At 75.4% G+C, this 22,573-nt stretch carries 11 protein-coding genes and 1 pseudogene; 8 read left to right on the forward strand and 4 right to left on the reverse strand.

What is annotated here, in order from left to right; genetic code table 11:
- Positions 1–116: 116 nt before the first annotated feature.
- The 7 genes from ACZ5CZ_RS31865 to ACZ5CZ_RS31895 all read left to right on the forward strand — a co-directional run bounded on the left by ACZ5CZ_RS31865 (position 117) and on the right by ACZ5CZ_RS31895 (position 19,121).
- The gene (locus ACZ5CZ_RS31865) at positions 117–512 is read left to right on the forward strand and encodes a DUF5997 family protein (RefSeq protein WP_385842325.1); all 396 of its coding nucleotides are present in this window, start codon (positions 117–119) and stop codon (positions 510–512) included.
- 150 nt (positions 513–662) lie between these two features.
- Positions 663–1,517: a DUF4132 domain-containing protein gene (locus tag ACZ5CZ_RS31870; protein ID WP_385842324.1), complete on the forward strand. Its 855-nt coding sequence runs from the start codon at positions 663–665 to the stop codon at positions 1,515–1,517.
- Positions 1,514–6,502, forward strand: a complete 4,989-nt coding sequence (locus tag ACZ5CZ_RS31875) for a hypothetical protein (RefSeq protein ID WP_468947810.1) — start codon at positions 1,514–1,516, stop codon at positions 6,500–6,502. The genes ACZ5CZ_RS31870 and ACZ5CZ_RS31875 overlap by 4 nt, the downstream gene beginning before the upstream one ends.
- Before the next feature lie 184 nt (positions 6,503–6,686).
- Complete coding sequence (locus ACZ5CZ_RS31880) at positions 6,687–7,877, forward strand: ATP-binding protein (protein WP_385842322.1); 1,191 nt, start codon at positions 6,687–6,689, stop codon at positions 7,875–7,877.
- A gap of 135 nt (positions 7,878–8,012) precedes the next feature.
- The gene (locus ACZ5CZ_RS31885; protein WP_468947811.1) at positions 8,013–11,792 is read left to right on the forward strand and encodes a DUF5682 family protein; all 3,780 of its coding nucleotides are present in this window, start codon (positions 8,013–8,015) and stop codon (positions 11,790–11,792) included.
- Complete coding sequence (locus ACZ5CZ_RS31890; RefSeq protein ID WP_468947813.1) at positions 11,789–13,561, forward strand: hypothetical protein; 1,773 nt, start codon at positions 11,789–11,791, stop codon at positions 13,559–13,561. The genes ACZ5CZ_RS31885 and ACZ5CZ_RS31890 overlap by 4 nt, the downstream gene beginning before the upstream one ends.
- Positions 13,562–13,724: 163 nt before the next feature.
- Positions 13,725–19,121, forward strand: a complete 5,397-nt coding sequence (locus tag ACZ5CZ_RS31895; protein WP_468947815.1) for a sacsin N-terminal ATP-binding-like domain-containing protein — start codon at positions 13,725–13,727, stop codon at positions 19,119–19,121.
- A 34-nt stretch (positions 19,122–19,155) separates the two neighbouring features.
- Here ACZ5CZ_RS31895 and ACZ5CZ_RS31900 read toward each other — a convergent pair whose 3' ends face one another.
- The 4 genes and pseudogenes from ACZ5CZ_RS31900 to ACZ5CZ_RS31915 form a co-directional block, all read right to left on the reverse strand.
- Complete coding sequence (locus ACZ5CZ_RS31900) at positions 19,156–19,578, reverse strand: secondary thiamine-phosphate synthase enzyme YjbQ (RefSeq protein ID WP_385842318.1); 423 nt, start codon at positions 19,576–19,578, stop codon at positions 19,156–19,158.
- A gap of 287 nt (positions 19,579–19,865) precedes the next feature.
- Complete coding sequence (locus ACZ5CZ_RS31905; protein ID WP_468947853.1) at positions 19,866–20,600, reverse strand: dienelactone hydrolase family protein; 735 nt, start codon at positions 20,598–20,600, stop codon at positions 19,866–19,868.
- Between the two features lie 211 nt (positions 20,601–20,811).
- Positions 20,812–21,219, reverse strand: a complete 408-nt coding sequence (locus ACZ5CZ_RS31910) for a (2Fe-2S) ferredoxin domain-containing protein (RefSeq protein ID WP_468947817.1) — start codon at positions 21,217–21,219, stop codon at positions 20,812–20,814.
- Positions 21,216–21,410, reverse strand: a pseudogene (locus ACZ5CZ_RS31915) (hypothetical protein); the annotation flags it as partial. The gene ACZ5CZ_RS31910 and the pseudogene ACZ5CZ_RS31915, both read right to left, overlap by 4 nt.
- A 75-nt stretch (positions 21,411–21,485) precedes the next feature.
- Between ACZ5CZ_RS31915 and ACZ5CZ_RS31920 the strand changes: the two are divergent.
- Positions 21,486–22,565, forward strand: a complete 1,080-nt coding sequence (locus ACZ5CZ_RS31920; RefSeq protein WP_468947819.1) for an FAD-dependent oxidoreductase — start codon at positions 21,486–21,488, stop codon at positions 22,563–22,565.
- The last annotated feature ends 8 nt before the right edge of the window (positions 22,566–22,573 follow it).

Genomic DNA, 22,573 nt, shown 5'->3' on the forward strand with positions numbered 1-22,573 from the left:
CCCGGCCCTGGCCGCCGTCACCGGCCACGGCCCCGACCGCCGTCACCCGCCGCGGCCCCCGGGCGCGCTCGCCCGCCGCGGTCGGGCAGGGCCTGTCCGGCCGATACCCTGGAGGCATGAGTTCGCAGCAGAGCACCCAGACGATGAAGCCCGCGACCGCGGCGAAGAAGCTGGGTGTGTACCTCCCCGCCACCCCCGCCTCGTTCCAGGAGGGCGTGGTCACCCGCGCCGAGCTGAACGAGTTGCAGGCCGATCCCCCGGAGTGGCTGCGCGAGCTGCGGCGCAACGGCCCCCACCCGCGTCCCGTGGTCGCCGCGAAGCTGGGCGTGTCCATCTCCGGGCTCGCGCGCGGCGGGATCACCGACGCGCTGACCACCGAGCAGATCGAGGCGCTCAAGCAGGAGCAGCCCGAGTGGCTGGAGAAGGAGCGCGCGACGCAGGCCGAGGTCCGCAAGGAGACGGCGCGGATCAAGAAGCAGCAGGCCGAGCGCGCCGAGCAGGCCCGCCCCTGACACCCGGCGTCCCCGATGCCCCCACCGCCGTCGGCGCTGGGGGCATCGTGCTGACCGCGTGCGTTCCCTTGTCCCCAGGCCCCGGGGGCGTTGTCAGTGGCCTGCCCTAGAGTTCCCGGCACTTGATCACTGCGGGTGCGGGAGGCTCGGATGGGGTGGGTGTCGGCCGGCGACTACGAGGTCGCCCTCGACAGCGGAAAGGTGGTCTGCCGCAACGCGGCCGGGCGGTTGCTGAAGTCGGTCCCGCCCAAGATCGCCGACGATCCGGCCGTGGTGGGGCTCAGGCAGCTGACCGAGTGGCTGGAGCGGCACGAACGGCAGTGTCTGGAGGATGCCGAGCGGTGGATGATCCGCTCGCTGCCGGTGCCGCTCGCCGTCCTCACGCGCGTGTGGCCCGACCCCGCCTGGCAGGCCGCGCTGCGCGACCTCGTCGTCACCGGCGCGGACGGCCGGGTCGCCGGCTTCCTGCGGGACGCCGACCCCGAGCGCGGTCTCGGCCTCGTCGACCTCGACGGCGACACCGTCCGCATCAGCCCCGAGCTGGTCCGCATCCCGCACCCGGTCCTCCTGGAGGAGCTGGAGGAGCTGCGCGAGTTCGCCGTCGAACTGGGTGTGGAGCAGAAGGTCCAGCAGCTGTTCCGCGAGGTCTGGCACCGCCCCGAGGTGTTCGACGCCGAGGCGAAGCAGGTCGAGGAGTACGCGGGCGGCTCCTTCAAGGAGCTGCGCTTCCTCACCGGCAGGGCGGCCCGGCTCGGCCATCGGGTGCGCGGCGGCTACGCCGTGTGTCCCGTGGTGGAGGACGGTCGCAGCGTCGAGGCCCGCGTGTGGGTCGGCGACTACGAGGGCTACGACGAGACCGAGACCGGCCCCCTGCTGTGGGCCGACCCGGCAGGCCGCGTACTGACGCTGGGCCAGGTCGGGCCGGTGGCCTGGTCCGAGGGCATGCGCATGGCGGCCGGGCTGTACGCCGGGCGGGACGTCGAGGACGAGGAGCAGGCGGCATGACGTACGGCGAGTACGACGAGAACACGGCCGCCGCGCTGCTGGACGCGGGGGCGGTGCTGCCCCTGGGCAGCACCGACCGCGAGGACGCCGACCTGCTCACCGTCCGCACCTACACGCACCCCGCGCTGGACGGCCGCCGGGTGGTCCGGCTGGTGCCCGGCACGCTGGGCGAGGCCGAGGACCTGGCACTGGAGTTCCTGGGACTGGTCCGGGAGCCGGAGACACCCGAGGTCGGCCAGGTGCGCCGGGAGACCCTGGGCTTCCCGGCCTGGGCGCTGGTCCACGACCCGGCCAACGGGCACCACGCGCTGGCCCTGGTGCAGGACATGGAGCGGCTCGCCCGGCAGGCCGCCTCCCGCCCGGGCACGGCCAAGGACGGCTTCGAGGCGCTGGGCGAGCGGCTCGGGCGGGCGGTGCCGCACTTCCTGCCGACGTTCTACGAACAGGCCGCGCGGGTCTTCCTCCAGCAGGAGAACACCACCTACGCCGCCGCGTTCTTCGGCAAGGCCCGCGAGGCCGAGCGGGTGCACGCGCTCGCGGTGGACGAGGAGCGGCAGCGCGCGGTGTTCCTGGAGTTCGCCTTCGCCGGGGCGCTGACCGTGAAGGCCCTCAAGCAGTATGTGAAGGACCTCACCGCGCGGCTCGACCCGGCCGCCGCCTGGGCGCAGTTCCGGCAGCTGACGGTGGAGCGGTGCGCCGCCGGTACGCCGCCGTACGCCTCGCTGCCGCAGGACGCGCGCGGGCTGATCAGGGGCGCGGGCCTGGACCGGGTCACCGAGGAGTGCGCGCTCGTCGCCGACCTGCTCGCCTCGCCCGCGGCCGTCCGGGCGCCCGCCTCCTTCTGGACCGCCTACCGCGCGGTGCTGCCGGTCCTGGCCGACCGCCGGCCGGAGATCCGGGTGCGGCTGCTGGAGATCATGCCGGCCGGGCTCGGCCGGAAGGTCGAGGACGACGAGTTCTGGCTGACGCTGCTCGCGGAGACCGGCGCGGACCGGCTGCTGACCGACCCGGCGGCGGCCGCGGAGCACGGCGTCGATCCGGCCGGCTGGCTGACCCGGTGGGCGTCCTTCCGCAAGCACGGCGGCTCGTGGTCGTGGCGCTCCCCCGCCACGCTGGCGCTGGCCGGGCGCATGGTGCCGTTGCTGCGGGCCGCGGGCCGCCCGGTGGACCTGTTCGCCGGCGGCTGGCATCCCGGCGCCGATGTCGACCTGCTGGACCTGTGCGTGGCCGAGGGCGTCCCGCTCACCGTCCCGGAGGGCGACGACAGGATGTTCCTGCCGCTGGCCGAGTGGCTGGGCGACACCCGCGACGGCCGGCGCGACCTCACCGCCGTCGCGGCCGATCCCCGCTTCCGGCGGCTGCTGCACCAGGCCGTGGAGAAGACCGGCGGACACCAGCGGTCCGGTGAGCTGCTGGCATCGGTCGCCGGCCACCCGGTGCTGTCCGAGGTGCTGCGCGAGTGGCTGGAGGAGACCGCCGTCGCGTACACGCGCGCGGTGGGCCTGCCCGGTGCGCGTGCGGCACTCGACCGGCTCCGGCCGTTCCGGACGGTCGCGGCCGAGGTCAGCCCGGCGGCCGTGGCCCGGATCGCCGGACACGACACGGCTCCGCTGCTGGGCCGCACGCTGCGGGCCGGCATCCTGGACGAGCTGGGCTGGCCCGCCCTGGAGGAGGCGCTCGCCCTGCTCGACACGGAGCAGGGCGCTAAGGGCGAGGACACCTCGCTGGCCGTCCACGAGGCCTGGCCCGCGCTGATCCTGTGCCGCAGGCGCAGGGTGGTCGTGGTCGGCCCGGACCGGGTGCTGCTCGACCACGCACTGCGGCTGCCGCAGGAGCTGGACCGCTGGCAGCGCCCCCGCTACCGGTACGTGGACGGCGAGCTGCTGGTGATGTGGCGGCACGGCGGCAAGCAGTACGGCTACTGGTCGGCCCGGCCCGCCGAGGTGTTCGAACTCGGCGGCGAACAGCTGCCGTCCTGGTGGTCCGGCAACGAGACGATCGTCCCCTCGATCCCGCTGCCCGGCGGCGGCCGCGCGAGCGGCGGCCGCACCCTGCACGCCGGCGACACGGTGCTGCCGCCGACCCGCTCGGTCCTCGGGGACGGCACCACGTACTGGCGTCAGGGCCGCCAGGGCCGGCAGACGGTCTGGCTGGAGTACGACCCGGCCACCGGCACGCACGGCCGTGCGTCGCTGCCCGCGCTGCTGCGCGCCGGCATCCGCGAGGACGCCGAGCTGCTGCCCGGCCGGTGCGAGGTGCTGCCGCTGCAACCGGGCCTGGAGAACAGCCCGTTCGGCACCGACGGCACGGTGCTCGGGCGCTGGGTGCGCACCGAGGGCAAGGGCGCCGGACTGCGCCGCACCGCCGGGACGGCGGACGGGCGGACCGTGTCACTGCCCGCGGTCGTGGACGGGTGGCGGGTCGTGCCGCTGGGGGCGCTGCGGCTGCCCGGCGGCGTCGAGCCCGTCGTGGCCCAGACCCCCCGGCATGTGGCGCTGTTCGCGGGCGACGACGCCGCTGCCGGCGAACTGGGCCGCGTGTCGCCGAACAGCGGGGGCGGCGACTTCGCCGCCGGCACCCGGCTGGTGCCCCCGCTGCCCTACTGGCACGCGCTGCGCCCCCGCGACACGCAGGCCTCGGCCGTGCTGCGCGCCCTGACCGACGCACAGGCCGCGCAGCTGCTGCGGAGCACGGCCGAGGCACTGGCCGTACGGCAGGAGGAGCTGGCCCGCGCCGGTGACGACGAGGCCGCCAAGGCCGCCGTACCGGCCGTGGACACGGTGGCCGTGCGCGCGGTGGCCGCCGCGCTGCCCGCCCTGGCCGACGAGCGGCTGCGCGCCGGCGTCGCCGCCCTGGTCCGGTACGGGCTGCGCGTCGCCGAGTCGGCCACCGCCTTCGCCAACCCCCCGCAGGAGCGGCCACGGCAGCCGCGCAACCGGACGGAGGGCATGTTCGCCGACTACAGCCCCGAACACGGCGACGACCGCGGCCTGTTGGAGGCCGTCTCCGGCTTCGGCGGGGTCCAGGGCTGGTGGCGGCCCGAGCAGTGGAGCGCACTGCGCCAGATCCGCGCGGTCAACCATGTGCTGTCCGGCCATCCCGCCGACGGCACCCCGCTGCCCGACGCCAAGCGGCTGGGCAACCTCGGCGACGGCTGGACCGGCGAGCCGTACACCGTCCCGGACGCCGGGCTGTCATGGCCGAGCCTGCTGGGGCGCTTGCGCGCACTGGCCTACCGGGCCACCTCGGCGGTCCTGACCGGCGCCCAGCGGGAGCCGCTGCTGCTGCTGTTGGAGGCCCTCGCCGAAGGACCGCTCGCCACGGCCGGCGGCACGCTCCGCACCCTCCTGCTGAACGAGCCGTACGACCACCAGCAGCGCGCCGGGCAGGTGCTGCGCCGTGCGGGGCGCACGGTGGTGATCCTCGGCTGCCAGAACATCGACGTGCAGCGGGGCGGGGTCAACTGGCTGGCGGTGGACCACGATCCGTCCGGGGCGTTCGGCCGGGTCGCCCACTTCACGCTGCACGCGGAGGCGCACTACGAGCCGGGGATCTCCGCGGAGGACCTGGCCGCCGTCGCCCGTCTGGTCCGGGCGAAGGGCGCCGCGCCCTGGCCGTCCGAGGCGCCCGCGGCACTGGTGGCGGCGACCGGCGGCGGGCTCGGCCCGCTCCAGGCGGCCGTGCTGCTCGCCGGTCAGCCGCGCGAGCCCCACGCGGAGGGCCTGACCGCCCTCGGGCTCAAGTCCCGGCAGCGGGAACTCGGCGAGCGGCTGTTGCAGGGGCTGGACGCCGGCGGCCGGACAGAACTGATGGGCGCGCTGCTGCCCGCGGACCCCGCCGACCTGTGGACGACGGGACCGGACACCGTGGCCGCGGGCCGGGTGTGGGCCGAGCGGTTCGGCTCCCTGGTGCGGGTGCCGGAGGACGTCCGGGAGGAGCTGGCCGGGCTGGGCGTCGGATACGCCGACGACGTGCTCAATCCCTCCCTCACGCCCTGGCTGAGCCGGACCACGGTGCTGCGGCCGGACAAGGACGGCACCCTGGTGCCGGAGGACCCCGAGGCGGTACCGGGCCGGTACGACCTGGGGAACGCCGTGCGGGGGCTCGCCGCGCTGGCCTACGGCCTGCCGTACGGCCACCCGCTGCGGTCCGCGCTGCCTGCGGGACTCGCCGCCGTGCGCCGCCGGATGTACGACCCCGAACTGCTGCTCGGGCTGGGTGTCGAGATGACGGAGAAGGGCGGCCCCACGGCGGTGGAGGTGCGCAAGGCGTACGGGCTGCCCGAGACCGGCGGCGCCGACGCACACGGACTGACCCGGGTCGGCGCGGCCATCGTGCTGCGCCCCTGGTACCGCGACACGGAGACGGTGCAGATCCGGCCGGCCGGGCTCACCGGGGCCGACGACCCGGTGTTCGGGCTGCTGGAGGGCCTGGTCGGACCGGAGCGCGGAAGCGGTCTGCGGGCTCTGCGCACCCTTCTCGGCGCCGAGCTGGAGCGGGCCGTCGCGGTCGGCGCCGAGGGCCCCGCGGGGTATGCGCAGGACCCGGCCACGAGCGTACCGGAGCTGGTCGCCGAGGTCGCCGCGGCGCATGGCCTGGGCGCTGACGCGGCCGCGCTCTACCTCCAGTTGCTGGCCCTGCCCGATCCGACGGACCGCAACTGCGCCCGCTGGACCGGCTGGAAGCCCGCGCGGCTGAGGAAGGCCCGCGCCGAACTGGCCGCGACCGACCTGGTCGTGGAGGCGAAGCGGCCGCGCGCCGGGCGGAGCCTGTTCCTGCCCGGCGGCTGGCGGGACCTGAAGTCGCCCGCGCTGCCGGTGGAGACCTGGAAGGAGGGCCTGTACCCGATCGGCCGTCTGCGCGCGATACCGCTGCTGCCGGTGCCCGAGCTGTTCGGCCGCGCCTGGGCCCGGGTCCGCGCGGGCGACGCGCCGGCGTACGAGGAGCTGACCACCCGGGCGACCAGAAGGGGGCGGCGCCGATGAGCGGGCCGTCTCCGCTGCCGCCCGCCCGCCGTTCGCGTGCCTGCGGTCCCGCTGCCCGAGGCCGGCGTGCCGGTACGGCGGCCCTCCGTGCCGTCCGCACCCCGCTCGCCGCCCCTTTCCGCACCCCTGCCCTCGCCCCTGCCGTCGGCTCTGCCGTCCGCGCCGTCTCGAAGGATCCCCGCCCATGACCACCGCCGTCGTCTCCGACCCCGCGCCGCAGCCCGCAGCGGCGGCCCGGCAGATCGTCCCGCCCGAGGACCGGTACGCCACCGAGCTGGCCTTCCTCGCCGCCCATGACCAGGGTCCGCGGCCGCCCGCCTGGCGGCTGACGCCCCGTGCCGTCGTCACGTTCGTCGTGGGCAGCGAGGGCCGGGCGCTGCAGCTGCCGGACGACGTGGAGGCGCCTCAGGGAGTGCCGCGCCGGCTGGAGATCACCGGAAAGTTCGTCGGCGACCGGGCCCTGGTGGAGCGGTGCGTCGTCACGCTGGCCGGGGAACGGGGCCTGCTGCTCGTCGGCGAGCCCGGTACCGCCAAGTCGATGCTGTCGGAGCTGCTGTCGGCCGCCGTCTGCGGCACCAGCGGGCTGGTCGTGCAGGGTACGGCCGGCACGACCGAGGACCAGCTCAAGTACGGCTGGAACTACGCCCTGTTGCTCGCTCAGGGGCCCAGCCGGCAGGCGCTGGTGCCGTCGCCGGTGCTCACGGCGATGACCCGGGGGGCGATCGCCCGCGTCGAGGAGGTCACCCGCTGCCTGCCCGAGGTGCAGGACTCCCTGGTGTCCCTGCTGTCCGAGCGGCGCATCGCGGTGCCCGAACTGGCGGGCTCCGAGGAGGCGTTGGCCCATGCGGCGCCGGGCTTCAACCTCATCGCGACCGCCAACCTGCGGGACAAGGGTGTCTCGGAGATGTCGGCCGCGCTCAAGCGCCGCTTCAACTTCGAGACGGTGGGGCCCATTTCCGACCTCGACGCCGAGGTGGCGCTGGTGCGCGGCCAGGCCCGGGCGTCGGTGGCCCGGTCGGGCGCGCCCTTCCAGGTCGACGACGCGGTTCTGGAGGCCCTGGTGACCGTCTTCCGCGATCTGCGCGAGGGCCGGTCGGCGGAGGGCTGGGAGGTGGAGCGGCCGTCCACGGTGATGAGCACGGCGGAGGCGGTGTCCGTGGCGGGCGCGCTGGCCCTGGCCGCGGCCTACTTCCCGGGGGACCGTGACGTCCTGGCGCTGCTGCCCGGCCATCTGCTCGGGGTGGTGCACAAGGACGACCCGGCGGACGCGGCGCGGCTGCGCGGCTACTGGGACGGTCCGGTGCGGCGCCGGGCCGAACAGGGCGCGGCGACCTGGCGCACGCTGTGGGACCTGCGCACGGTCCTGGAGGGCTGAAGCACCGTGTCCCCTGTCTCCCCTCCCGCCGGTGGCACGACCGCTGCCCCGACGCCTCCCGCCGGGGGCACGACCGCCGCCCCGACGCCTCCCGCCGGGGGCACGACCGCCGCCCCGGCACCTCCCGAGGCGGCCGTGGCTGCCCTGACCGACCCGGCGGGGCCGTACCTCATCGGCGTACGGCACCATGCTCCGTCCCTGGCCGCAGCCGTGCCCGCGCTGCTGGACGCGGCCGGGCCGGATGTGCTGCTGGTCGAACTGCCCGCCGAGGTGCAGGACTGGCTGCCCTGGCTCGCCCATGAGGAGACCCGGGCCCCGGTGGCTCTGGCGGCCGCGCCCGTGCCCGGGGCCGGGGGCGGGGGCGGTGGACCGGCGTTCTATCCCTTCGCCGACTTCTCTCCGGAACTCGCGGCCGTGCGCTGGGCCGCGCGGCGCGGCGTCCCGGTGATCGCCTGCGACCTGCCGCTGGCGGACCGGGCGTGGGCGGGGCCGGCGGAGTCCGGTGGGGAGCCGGGCGGGAACTCCGGCACGGAGCCTGGCGGGGAGCGCGGCACACCCGGTGATACGGCGGGAGGTGACCCGGCATCCGTCGGCGGGCCGGAACCGGAGAGCGGGTCCACGGCCGGGGGCCCGGGCGTGGCCGGGCTCGGCGCCGCGCTGCGCGCCCGCCTCACCGGGCGCCCCGGGGACGATCTGTGGGACCGGCTGGTCGAGGCCCCCGCGCCCGGTTCCACGCCGGAGGCGCTGCGGCGCGCCGCACTGCTGACCGGTTGGGCGCTGCGGGCGGAAGCGGAGGCCGCGGGCGGGGTGCCGGAGCTGGATCTGCGGCGGGAACGGTGGATGCGCGCGCGGCTGGCGGCGGCCACGGCACACGGGGAGCGCGCCGCCCTGGTGATCGGCGCCTTCCACGCCCCGGCACTGGTCCCCGCGGCCGGGGAGGTGCGGCGGGAACTCACAGAGACGGCTCGGGCGACGGGCTCCCGGGCGGACACGACGACAGCGGAACGCGGCCGGGGCGGACCGAACCGCCCGGCGGAGGCCTCCCCCGCTGCCTGGACGACCTCGCTCATCCCGTACAGCTACCCGCTGCTGGACGAGCGCTCCGGTTACCCGGCCGGGATCCGCGACCCGGAGTGGCAGCACCTGGTGCTGGACGCGGCCGGTGATCCCGGCGCGCTGGCGGAGGCGCTGACCCGGGCCGCCGTGCGGGTGTGCGCCGAGGTGCGCTCCCTGGGACACCCCTCGGGCCCCGCCGACGCGCGCGAGATCGCGCGGGTCGCCGGCGATCTGGCGCGGCTGCGGGGGCTGCCCGCGGCGGGCCGCGGCGAGCTGGTCGAGGCGGTGCAGACGGTCCTCGCCCAGGGCGAACCGCACGGCCGGGGGCGGGCCGTCGCCCGGGCCATGGAGAAGGTGCTCGTCGGAACACGGACCGGACGGCCGGCGCCGGACGCGCCGCGCAGCGGGCTGGCCCCGGCGGTCGAGGCGGAGCTGGCGGCGCTGGGGCTGCCGGGCCCGGCCGAGTCCGGCCCGGGCAGCGCGCGGGACCTGCGCCTGGACCCGCTCCGCTCGGAGCTGGACCGCCGCCGCGAGCTGCTGCTGCGCCGCCTGACAGCGTGCTCGGTGCCGTACGCGGAGCCCAAGGCGGTGACGGGCACCGGCGGCGCCGACGCGCTCACCTCCCGCTGGGAGGTGCGCTGGACCCCGGCCACGGCGGCGATGCTGACCGCGGCAGCGGTGCGCGGGGTGACTCCGGCACAGGCCGCGGAGGGGGTGCTGCGGCAGCGGCGGCGCACGGAGCGGGACGAGGGCGGACCCACCGCCGCGCAGTCCCTCCAGGGGCTGGCACAGGCCGCGGAGTGCGGGCTGCCCGCGCTGGCCGACGAGCGGCTGGAGGAGATCGCCGAGGTGCTGCCGGACTCCGGCACGCTGCCCGAACTCCTCGCCGGACTGGCCCTGTTGGACCGGCTGTGCGCCGGGCACATCGCCGGACTCGGCGGTGACGGAGCGCGTACGGCGCGGGCGACGGCCGTCGCGGGGCTGCTGACGGCCGCCGCGGTGCGCCAGGTCGACGGGCTCACCGGTTCCGAGGACCCGGCGGACGCCCACGCCCTGCTGGAGCTGGCGCACCGTGCGGACAGGGAAGGTGGCATCCGGCTGACGGACGCGCTCGCGCGGCTCGCGGCCGGCGGTTCGCCGCTGATGCGCGGCGCCGCCGGGGCCGTACGGGTGCTGCTGGGGCAGGAGGAGGCCCGGGTGTTCGGCGACCGGGTGGCCTCCTGGGTGGACGGTGCCTGCGATCCGGCGGGCCGGTCGGCGCTGAGCGCGCGGCTGGCCGGTCTGCTGACCGCGGCCGGACCGCTGCTGGAGTCGGCGGCGCCCGCCGTGGAGCCGCTGCTGAACCGGGTGTCGGACCTGTCCGACCAGGATTTCCTGGACCGGCTCCCGGCGCTGCGCGACGGCTTCGACACGCTCAGCCCGGCTGCCCGGGAGCGGCTGCTGACCGCCGTGGAGCAGCGGCTGGACGGCGTACGTCCGGACGGAACGGGTGCCGTCACGCCCGCGGCCCTGGCCCGGTGGACCCGAGCCGATCTCGCCGCCCGCGCGGCGCTGGACGCGCTGGGGCTCCTGCCGACCGCCGCCCCGGCGAAGGGCGCTTCGGCGGACGCGACCGGCGAGGGGAGGACGGCGGTCGACCGGGAGCGAGCCTCGATCGCAGCCCCGGGCGAACCCACTGCGAAAGCCGCGGGGGAAGCCCCGGGACAGGCCGCCGGCGATGCCCCGGGGACCGCGCCCGCCGCGTCGGACGGCGAGCGGCGGCTGACCCCGGCCGACCGCTGGCGTCTGGTGCTCGGCCGGCGCAGCGACCAACTGCCGGTATCCGCCCGGCCGTTCGCGACCGCGCTGGACGAGCTGTACGGCAGCGGCCGGGGCGAGGGCAGCCGCGGGGACCTCTCCCACCGCGGCGGCGGACGCGAGAGGTCGTATCCCGGGGCGCGGGAGTGGTCGGAAGAACTGGCCGCCCTGTTCGGGCCCGGCATCCGTGAGGAGGTGCTGGCGGCGGCCGCGGCGGCCGGACGCCAGGACGTGTTCGCGGAGCTGGACCCGGACGCCGTACGGCCCTCCGTCGACCTGCTGCGCTCGGTGCTGCGGCACGCGGGTGGCCTGCCCGAGGCGCGGCTGGCCGCACTGCGACCGCTGGTGGGGCGCCTGGTCGACGCGCTGAGCCGGGAGTTGGCGACCCGGCTCCGCCCGGCCCTGCACGGCACCACGCTGCCCCGCCCGAGCCGGCGCCCGGGCGGCGGCCTCGATCTGCCCCGCACGCTGCGGGCCAACCTGGCGACCGCCCGCCGGTTGCCGGACGGCACGGTCCGGGTCGTACCGGAGCGTCCCGTGTTCCGCAGCCGCGCCCGGCGCGCGGCCGACTGGCGGCTGATCCTGGTCACCGATGTGTCGGGCTCCATGGAGGCGTCCACGATCTGGGCGGCGCTCACCGCGTCGGTGCTGGCCGGGGTGCCCACCCTGTCCACGCACTTCCTGGCGTTCTCCACCGAGGTGATCGATCTGACCGACCATGTCGCGGACCCGTTGTCCCTGCTGCTGGAGGTGCGGGTGGGCGGCGGTACGCACATCGCCGCCGGGCTGCGGCACGCGCGCAAACTGGTCACCGTACCCTCGCGCACGCTCGTCGTGGTGGTCAGCGACTTCGAGGAGGGCTACCCGCTGGGCGGGCTCCTCGCCGAGGTGCGGGCGCTGGTCGGCGCCGGCTGCCACGTGCTGGGCTGCGCGAGCCTCGACGACGCGGGCCGCCCCCGGTACTCCACCGGGGTGGCGGGCCGGTTGGTCGCCGCGGGTATGCCGGTCGCCGCGCTCAGCCCGCTCGAACTCGCCCGCTGGGTAGGGGAGAAGATCACATGAGCCCGGAAGCCACCCCACAGACCGGTGCCGGACTGCCCGCGGTCGCCCCGTCCGTGACCGCCGAACTCGTCGCCGCGCTCACGCCCCGGCTGCGCAAGCGCCTGGACGCGGGCATCGCCAAGCTGGCCGGCCGTCCCGTGGTCCGCGACGGCGACACCGTGCGGCTCGCCGTCGACGACGACACGGATCTCGTGCTGCACGCGCCCGGCTCCACGGTGACGCGTGCGGACGCGATCCGGTGCGGCTGTCTGCTGGCCCCGGACTGCCTCCACCGCGCCGCGGTGGCGTCGGCGGCCCCGATCGCCGACACCGACACCGTCGCCGTACGGCAGGACTCCACGACCGTCGCGGACGACGCACCCGAGCCACCGGCCGCGCAGGAAACCGCGGCCGCCTCAAAGACTGCGGCCACGCCCCCACAGACCGCCGCCGCCCGCGCGGTGCACGACGCCGCGGCCGCCGTGCTCGAGGCCGGTACCGACGGCGCGGGCGCGGTGCTCCAGGCCGCCTTGCTGCGGGCCGCGCACACCGCACGGCTCGCCGGGCTGCACCGGGCCGCCGCCACCTCCGTCTCCGTGGTCACCGCGCTCCGCGCGGGGCGTTCGGCCGACCCGGCGTTCCGCCTCGCCGACCTGGTGGCGGCCCTGCGGGACGTGCTGTCGGTCGCCCACCGGCTCCGCCACGCCACCGGTGCCGAGCTGGACATGCTGCGCGGGACGGCACGGCAGCCGTACCGCCCGGACGGCGCGCTGCGGCTGTACGGCCTCTTCTCCGAGCCGGTCCTCACCGCGAGCGGTCACGCGGGCGCCGTCACCTGGACCGCCGACGCCGAGGGCCGCCTCTACCAGGTGTCCGACGTGGCTCCGGGCGGGGCCGGGCGCGCGACGGGCGCCGCCGACCGCACGGTGCGGATCGGCGACACGGCGCTGACCCACCGCGAGCTGTCCCGCGCGGGTCTCGCGGTGACAGGGGCGACCGTCTCGCCCACCGGGCGGCTCGGCGCGGGCGCCGGGGTCCGGGCGGTCCGGGCCTCGGGTGCCGACTGGCGCGCGGAGCCGCTGGACCGGCTGTGGGCGGTTCCGGTGACCGAGCAGGTCGCCGGCGCGCAGGCGGGCGGTCCCGGGCTGCTCTTCCTGGAGGTCACGCTCGTCGGTACGGCGGCCGAGGCGGCGGGCGCCTGTCTGCTCGCCGAGTGCGGTGGCGTCCTGGTGCGGCTGACGGCAGCGCACGACGACCCCGCGCTCGCGTACCGGGACAATCTGCGGCTGCTGGCCGCCGCCCGGGGCAGCAGGCTGCGGATCGTCGCCCGGCTCGCTGCGGCCCCGCACGCCCGGGCCCTGCTTCTCGCGGCCGAGCATCCGACCGTGCCCGGCGCCCGTGTCGACCTGGGCCTGGACCGCCTCCAGCGCGTCGACCTGCCCGCCACCGGCGCCACCCGGCAGCAGACCGTGCCGACCCCGGAAGAAGCACCGGTCCATCTGCTGCGCCGCCGGGTCCAGCAGGCGGTGGCGGGCGGCCGGCGGGTGCTCTCCTTCCCCGGTGACACGGCCGCGGACGTACGGCGCCTCGGGCGGGCCGGGCTCGCGACGGCGGGCGAGCTGCTCGAGGAGCTGCACGCGGCGGCGGCCGAGCGCTCCCGCGATGTCTTCGGCAGGCTCCTGCCGGCCGACCCGGACCGGTTCGCCCGGGCCTGGCTGGCGGCGGCCCGCTACACCGAGGAGCTGGACCGGGCGCTGTGCGTCGCCGCGTGGTCGGGTGAGGTGGAGTGAGCGGGCGGCATGACGGGGCATCCCACCGCGCGGCTGGGCGTCACCGAGGCGGGCGCGGAGGCGTGCGGGCCGATAGCGGGGACCGGTTCTCGGGCAGCCCTGCGCCGTCGGTGACGCCCGCGCTACGGTCGGCCTGAGATCGTCAGGGAAGCGGGGGGGGGGCATGGCCGGTACGACGGACGAGGACGGCCCGAGCGGCACGTGGGCGCGCGAGTTGTGGGACTACGCGCAGGCCGTGCTGAGGGAGTGGCAGTCCACGCAGGTATGGCAACCCGCCCAGCAGTTGCGCGCGGCCTCGCACGGCAACGCGCGCGACTACGCCGGACGCTTCCTCCTGGAACTGCTCCAGAACGGCCACGATGTTCACAGCAAAGACCGGAACGACGGGAGCGTGCACGTCCTGCTCGACGAGGGTGAAGGGGCGCACGGCACGCTCTATGTCGCCAACGGCGGCACTCCCTTCACCTGGGCCCGCATCCAGGCCGTGTGCAAGCTCGCCCGGAGTGAGAAGACCGTCGGCGAGGGCATCGGGAACAAGGGGGTCGGCTTCCGCAGCATCCTGGAAATCACGGACGCCCCGGAGGTCTACAGCGCCGGCGCGGCCGGAGAGGGTCCGGCCGTGCTGGACGGGTACTGCTTCCGGTTCGCGGTGGGGGACGACCTTCGGGTGCTGCTCCGCGACGAGGACCTGGTCCGCAGGGCGGAGGAGGAACTCCCGCCCTTCCAGGTCCCCTTCCCCCTCTCGGACGTGCCCCCGACGTGCAAGGAGCTGGCCGCCGACGGTCATGTGACGGTCATCAGGATCCCGCTGCGCAACGAGGCCTCCCGGCGTGCGGCCGTGCGCCGCCTCGACGAGCTGGGCGCCGCGAAGGCTCCCGTGATGCTGTTCCTGGACCGGCTCGACCGACTGGTCATCGAACGGCGCGGAGGCGAAGCCCCCCGCCGTACGGAACTCACCCGGCGGGAAGCCCCCTTGGCGCTCGGCGGGGACCAGCCCGAGGGGCACGGTGTGCTCGCCGGTGCGGCGCAGAGCGTTCCGGTCGTCTCCCTCGCCCGTGTCGATCTCGGCTCCCTGGGCGCGTACCTGGTGGCCAGGGGCGAGGTGCCCGTGGCGCGCCTGCGTGCCACGCTCGAGGCGGCGACCGAGCGGGGGCAGCTGGACGACTCGTGGGGCGACTGGAAGGAACCGGCCGTCGTCGAGATGGCGTTGCCCCTCGACGGCGCCGAGTCGCTGCGGGGTGGCCGGATCTACACCTTCCTCCCCCTGGGCGAGGACGCCGGCGCGCCCCTGCGGGGACACCTCAACGCCCCGTTCTTCACGAAGGTGGACCGTACGGCCCTCGACCGGGAGCACCCGCTGAACAGCATGCTGTTCGCGGCGGCGGCCGAGACCTCCCTGGCGGCGGCCGCCATGCTGCGGGAGGGGGCCCGGCCCTCGGACCGCAGGCTGGCGGTCGATCTTGTGACATGGGAGCACGAGCCGCGCTCCCACCACCTGTTGCGCGAAGCGGCGCAGCGGGTGCATGGCGCCGAGTTCGCGGACGTCCCCGTCGTACCACTGATGGACCGCGGGGCTGCGCACGGTTCCTGGGGCACGCCCCGCGATTCCGTGCTCTGGCCCGATCTCAGGCTGTCGGTGCTCACGGCCGAGGCGGCCGGGGCGGTGGGCATCGCCGTGGCCGACCCGGACGTCGGGGCCAAGCCCCTGAAGCGTCTCGCGAGGTTGTGCGAGGCGCTCAAGTGCCCCTTGGAGCCCTCGGCGCAGCAGCGGGCCGACCATGCCGAGCGGATCGTGGAAACGCTGCCGCGGCCCGCTCCCGATGCTCCCGCCGACCACTGGAACGGCGTGTACGCCGATCTCGCCCTGCTGTTCAAGGAGGAGGGCGGAGTACTGCGGGGCAGGAAGCTGTTGCTGGCGGACGACGGGGAGCTCCGGCGGGCCAACGGCGACCAGTCCACGGGCACGAAGGACGGCTCGCGGCGCAGAGCGGCCAGGCGGGAGGCGTTCTTCCAGCCGGCTCGCGGCGAGACAGCGGGTGACCAGGCCCTGGCCGTGCCCGACGCCTTGAAGAAGCGCATGTTCTATCTGCACCCGGGGCTGAACTGGGTGGAGGAGGAAGGTCACGTACGACGTCAGGAAGCCCGGCTCTTCCTGGAACGCTTCCGGCTCGTCCGCCGTTTCGACGCCGCCGGCCTGCTCGACCACGTCCGCCGCGCCCTCACCGAGAGCACCTCGGCGCGGCTGCGCGAACAGGCCCTCCGCTTCGTGTTCCGCCTCCACCAGTCGAGGCAGTCACAGTCGCTGCAACTGCGCCAGCTGGGACTGTACGTTCCCTCCGCCGAAGGCCCCACCATCAAAGCGGCCGATGCCGTGTTCGGGGCCGGATGGACCGGGACCCAGGGCGACGCGCTGGCCTCCGTCGTCGCTGAGGGGCGGGAGTCCTCGGCCGGCCTCCGCTTCATGGCGGAGCGGCTCCTGGCGCCGCCCGAGGGCTTCCTGCGGCGGGGCGAAACCCTGGAGGCGTGGCGGGAGTTCCTCGGCGATCTCGGCGTCACCGACGGGCTGCTGCCCGTGGTGTCCGCCGGCGCGGAGACGCAGGCCGAGGGGGGGATGCTCACCACGAGCAACCTGATCAGCATGGCGAAGGTGTCCGACGTGGTCGCCGATCAGTGGCGGCCGTTCATCGACCGCGCGCGGAGCCGGGTCGCTCATCGGTACACCCCGTACGTCGGAACCGCCGCGTTCCGGCTGCCGGGCCAGGACGTCGCCGGGCGGCTGAGCGAACCGGGCCGGATCGCCTATGCACGACTGGTCCTGGACGGCCTGGCCCGGTGGCAGCACAAGCACCTCACCAGCGTCTGGCACCGGGACCGGACGGGCAACAAGGATTACCAGCAGGTCCCGACTCCCCTGTCCGCCTTCGTCCGCGGTCAGCGCTGGCTCCCGGTGCGTGGCCGTGGCGGCAGCGTCCGCTTCGTACGGCCGGACGAGGCGTGGCATGCCCCCGCGGCCCTGGAGCAGGAGCCGGTCTTCGCCCCGACCGTGCTGCGGCAGCTCCGTCCCCTGCTGGACGACGATCAGGTCCTGCGACGGCTGCGCGACGCCGGGCTGCCGACCTGGGGCGACCCCCGGGACAGCGCCCGGCTCATCGCCACCCTGGGCGAGCTGGTGAAGACGGACGCCGTGGACGACGGGGACCGGGCCGCCCTTCAGCGGGCGAACGAGCGCGCCTGGCAGAGCCTGGCCGCCCAGGCGTCCTCCATCGAGCCGCTCATCGGCTCGGCCCTGCTCGCGGAGCGGGGCAAGCAGCTCATCGCGGTCGACTTCGCCACGCTCCTCGACGGCTCGGTCCGGCTGTACGTCACCGGGGACCGGGACAGCCTGAAGGCACGCCTGGCCGGAGAGCTCACGCTTCCGCTGCTCGTGGTGCCGGAAGCGGCGGCTGACGTCGCCCGCATCCTGCGCCGGCGCTGCCCGGACGCGATACGGCACGCCGACGACGCCGACCTGTCGGTCGAAATCGTCAGCACCTCCGGCACCACCGTCGTCGGAGCCTCCGGCACGACCGAAGGGCTCGGCACGCCACTCGTCGACGAGCTGCCGTGGCTTCCGCTCGCGGTGGGCGTGCTGGCCGACCATCCGCCCCGGGGCGGCCGTCCGACCGATGCCGAGCTCACCGAACTCGTCGCCGCCGTCCGCCGCGTCCGCGTCCACCGCTACCTCTCGCTGAAGATCACCCTCGACGGGGCGGACGTGGAACTCCCGGAACGGCAGGACGGCATGCTGCCCCTGCCCGACCCCTCGCACCCGCTGGTCCTCACCCCGGACCTGCCCCTCTCCTGGGACTTCGTGGCCCGGACCGGCTACGCGGTCAGCCAGGTCCTGGACCGTCCGACGTACGCCGTCCCGCTCAAGCTCGCCGCCCGCGAACTGGAGCGGTGGCACGCGTCCCTCGACAAGCCGACCGAGCGGCAGCTCGCAGCAGCGCTCGACTTCTCCGTCGACCAGGTCGGGGAGACCGCCCACCGCCTCGACGGCTCCCTGGCGGGAGTGCTGGAGCGCTGCCACCCCTTCCTCGTCCACGCGCTCGGCGCCGGCAGGGCCAGGGAGCTGACGGAGCCTGCTCCGGCCGACGCCCGGGAGTTCCTCGCCCGCCTCGCACCGTACGAGGGCGCCCTTCCACTGCCCGCCGCGCAGCTCATCGAGGCCGCGCGCGACGCGCGGGACATCGACGGCCTCCGGAACGTGGCCGAGGTCGACTTCGCGGACCTGAACCGCACCCTGGCGGGGCTCGCGCCCCGGTACCGCCCGATCAGCCACGCCGAGGCCCACGACGAGGCCGTACGCCGGTACGTGGACTTCGGTCGCGGCGTCCTCATCGACCGGCTGCGCTGGGCCCGTCGGGAAGAGTTCGACCATCGCAGGCCCATCGCCGACTGGCCCGCCCTCCGCTCCCTGAAATGGATCACGGCTCCGCAGGAGTGGGCGCTCACCGTCGACACCGCCGACGACGGCCTGCTGCGGGCCCACGTCGAAGAGGCACTCACCGCCCGGCTGGGGGCGCCCGCCCCGGCCAAGGGCGAACGGCTTGCCGCCATGGACAGGGTGCGCAGCCACAACCACGCGGTCATAGCCAAGGCGGCACCCGACCTGGTCGCCCTGGTCAACGCCGCGAAACAGCCGCTGCCCGCGGCGCTGGCGAAGGCGGCCGCCGCGGAGGAGATCACCGCCCTGCTGGACGAGGCGGGCGCGCTCGACTTCCGTGAGCTCTCGGCGGACGATGTCGTCGGCTGGCTCGCGGCCCTCGGACAGTGGCCGGCGGGGATGGACGCCTCCTCGGATCCCCGGGTGCACGGGCTCACCCCGGCCGAGCTGGACCGAGCACGGAACGCCGCGGAGCGGGCCCGCACCGAACGGGCCAAGCGCAAGCGGATCATCTCCCTCGGCGAACGGGACTTCGACATCGAGTCCGGCGACTTCTCCGAGCTGGCCGCGGAGCTGCGCCGCACTCTGGAAACCGACCCGCTCCACGGCAGCCCCCGATGGCGCTGGGCCGCGCTGAAGCCGATCCCGCCCCGGAGGACGGCCGGCCCCTCGGGTGAACGGCCAGGCGGGCGCGTCGAAGCAGAACGCGGGCTGTCGTCGGCCCAGCGCTCGGCGATCGGCTTCGTCGGCGAGTGGTACGCGTACCAATGGCTGCGCGAACAGGACCGGGCGACCGACGAGACGAGCTGGGTCTCCGGAAACCGGGCTCACGTCTTCCCCGGCCCTGGCGACGACAGCCTCGGCTACGACTTCACGGTCGGCTCCGGCAGGAGTCCGCGGCTGTACGAGGTCAAGGCCACCCAGGGGCCGGGCGGGCGGATCGAGCTCGGCGAAACCGAGGTGCGGGCGGCGCAGAAGTACGCCGGCAGTGACCGCTGGCGGATCCTGGTGGTCACCTCGGTGCTGGACGCGGAACACCGACAGGTGCGCATGCTGCCGAACCCGTTCAGCGAGCGCGGCCGCGGGCTCTACCGCGAGGAGGGCGGCGCGCTCCGCTTCGCCTATCGGCTGTGAGGCGCGGCCGCTCCCTCCGCCACGATCGGCTCGGTCAGCCGAGGAAGCTCAGCCGCACCGTGCGGTCCGGGTTGTCCTTGTTGGTGTCCACCAGGCAGACGGACTGCCAGGTGCCGAGTTCCAGCCGGCCGGCGATGACGGGAAGGGTCGCGTGCGGCGGGACGATGGCCGGCAGGACGTGGTCGCGGCCGTGCCCGGGGCTGCCGTGCCGGTGCTGCCAGCGGTCGTCGGCGGGGAGCAGGCTGTGCAGGGCGGCGAGGAGGTCGTCGTCGCTGCCGGCACCGGTCTCGATGACCGCGACCCCGGCGGTGGCGTGCGGGACGAAGATGTTCAGCAGGCCGTCGCGGCCGGCCGCCGCCTCCCGCAGGAAGTCCTCGCAGTCCTGGGTGAGGTCGACGACGCGCTCCCGCGTACCGGTGGAGACGTTCAGCGTCCGGGTGGTGAAGGCATCTGGCATGAGGTCATCCTGACCCATGAGCCGGGATCCACACTCCCCGGCACGGCCGGTTCTGATACCGGCGGTCCACGGAGCGAGATGCGGCGTGGCCTTTCCGGCGCCCCGGCCGACGCCCCGGAAGGGGGTACATGCCCGAACGCTGCGGCGCCGAGCGGGTGTTGGCCGAGGCCGGGCTCGGCCACCGGACGGGCGCCTGGCCGCGCCCCCTCTCCGGTGGCGCGGCCCGGCTCGGCGTCGACCCATGGGCCGGCACGGCTAGTGTTCGCCGGTGGCCGGACGGCTGGGCCTCACTTCAGGTGTCGGGTGAAGAACTGGGCCGCGGCATCCGCCGCGAACTGCGGAACACCGGTATGGCCGCCCATATTTGCGTGCAGCGTCTTCTCCTTGGAGCCGAAGGCGTCGAACAGGTCCAGGGCCGCCTGCCGGTCGTTCCCCTCGTCGTCCCACTGCAACAGGACGTGCAGCGGGATGGTGACCTGGCGGGCCTCCTCGAACATGGCGCGAGGGACGAGGCTCCCGGCGAACAGAACAGCGGCCGAGATGCGCGGCTCGACCGCCGCCAGCCGGGTTCCGATGGAGATCACTCCCCCCGAGTATCCGACCGGACCGCCGATCTCGGGCAGCGACAGGAGGGCGTCCAGGGCGGCCTGCCATTCCGGGACCGCCTGGTCGACCAGCGGGAGGATGAGGGCGTCGATGATCTCGTCGCTGACCGGCTCACCGGCCTCAATAGCCCGGCGCAGATCGGCGCGAGCCTGCTCGGCGCCGGGCAGACGGGGCCGCTCGCCGCTTCCGGGGAGCTCGATGGTGGCCGTGGCGAAGCCGTCCGCCGCGGAGTTCCGGGCCCGGGCCGCCAGCCGGGGGTACGCCGTGCGCAGCCCGAGAGGAGGGGGGCTGAGCAGGATCAGCGGCGTCGGTGCGGATGCGGATGAGGGCGTCCACAGGATGCCGGGGATCTCGCCGAGGGTGAATTCGCGTTCGAGGACAGCGTCGTCGAGACGCCGGGCAGAAGTGACGTGCATGGTCGTGCCTTTCGGGAGTGCCATGGAACGGCGCTCCCGGACGACCTATCGCCCGACCGTGACCCCGGAGGGGAGCACCCATGTCGATACGTTCACGGGTACCACCTCCTCGCTCTCTTGCACGGCCTTCCGAAACGTAGCAGTGGCCGCCATGACTTCGCCAACGGGTTTTCGCTGAGCACCGGTCACGCGGGCCCTTCGGCCTGTGACGTCAGCCGTCGACGCCTCGGCTGATGCGGCGGGAGGGGGTGAACGCGTACAGGTCGAGCACGCCGGGCGGCTCGGCGAGACCGGGGCCGCCGGCTTCGATCCAGGTGGCGATGTCGTCGGCGGCGTCGGGGTCGTTGACCAGGCCCAGCCATACCGGGCGGCCGCCGGCCACCCGGCCGGCGGCGGAGGGCTGGACGACGATGACGTTCGCCTGCTCACAGGCGTCCAGGCAGTCGGTCACCCGCACCTGCGCAAGGCCGTCGAGCGCGTGGCGCAGCCCGGCCAGCTGAGCGGCGTGGTCGATGCCGGGGATCTTCGCGGTGCCGCAGCAGCAGCCGCGGCAGACGGTGACGGTACAGCGGGCCGGTCCGTCGGTGGCGGGGGCGGCCTTGCGTGCTCGGCGGCTCACCGGGCGGCACCGGCCCGGGCCTCGGCGGCGCCGGTCGGACGTATGACGCCGGAAACGGCGGACCGCTGTGCTGCGGTCGTCACTGATCCCCCTTGAGACATGCCATCGGCCGACAGACGCGGGCCGTTGCGTCCGACGATAACAGTGGAGCCTTCGTGACCTGCGGCGCCGAGGGGCAAGGGGCGGGTGCCACCGGGTCCGGATGGTCAGGCAGCGAGCGGCGCGGCAGCGGGAAGATCTGGGTCCGGCACCCTGTTAGTGGAAGCGTGAACGAATCACGCGAGGTCGAGGTTGTGGTCATCGGCGCCGGTCAGGCGGGGCTGGCGGCCGCCTACCATCTGCGGCGCACCGGTTTCGAGCCCGGCCGCGACGTCGTGGTGCTCGACCACTCCCCCCGACCGGGCGGCGCCTGGCAGTTCCGGTGGCCCTCACTGACGTACGGCAAGGTGCACGGGATGCACGCGCTGCCCGGCATGGAGCTGACGGACGCCGATCCGGCGCGGCCGTCGGCGGAGGTGATCGGCGAGTACTTCGACCGGTACGAGCGCGTCTTCGACCTGCGGGTACGGCGCCCCGTCGATGTGCGGGCGGTGCGCGAGGGCGACGCGGGACGGCTGCGTGTGGAGACCTCGGACGGCGTGTGGTCGACGCGGGCGCTGATCAACGCCACCGGCACCTGGGACCGTCCGTTCTGGCCGCGCTATCCGGGGCAGGAGACCTTCCGCGGACGGCAGTTGCACACCGCGCAGTACGCGGGGCCCGAGGAGTTCGCGGGGCTGCGGGTCGTGGTGGTGGGCGGTGGTGCCTCGGGCACCCAGCACCTGCTGGAGCTGGCCCCGTTCGCCGCCGCCACGACCTGGGTGACCCGGCGGCCTCCGGTGTTCCGCGCCGGGCCCTTCGACCAGGAGGCGGGCCGCGCCGCGGTCGCGCTGGTGGAGGAACGGGTGCGCCAGGGGCTGCCACCGCTCAGCGTCGTCTCGGTCACCGGGCTGCCGCTGAACGACGCCGTCCGGCAGGGGCTCGCGGACGGGGTGCTGGACCGGCAGCCGATGTTCGACCGGATCACCCCGGACGGGGTGGCCTGGGACGACGGCCGGCGGGTGGACGCCGATGTGATCCTCTGGGCGACCGGGTTCCGGGCCGCGCTCGACCATCTCACGCCGTTGCGGCTGCGCGGGCCGGGCGGCGGTATCCGGCTGGCGGGGACCCGGGTGGCGGCCGATCCGCGGATCCATCTGGTCGGGTACGGCCCCTCGGCCAGCACCATCGGCGCGAACAGGGCCGGGCGGGCGGCCGTACGGGACATCCGGCGGCTGCTGGCCGGGGAGGAGGCCGTCGCCGCGTGACGTCCCGC

This window comes from Streptomyces sp. NPDC031418 (assembly GCF_055581605.1).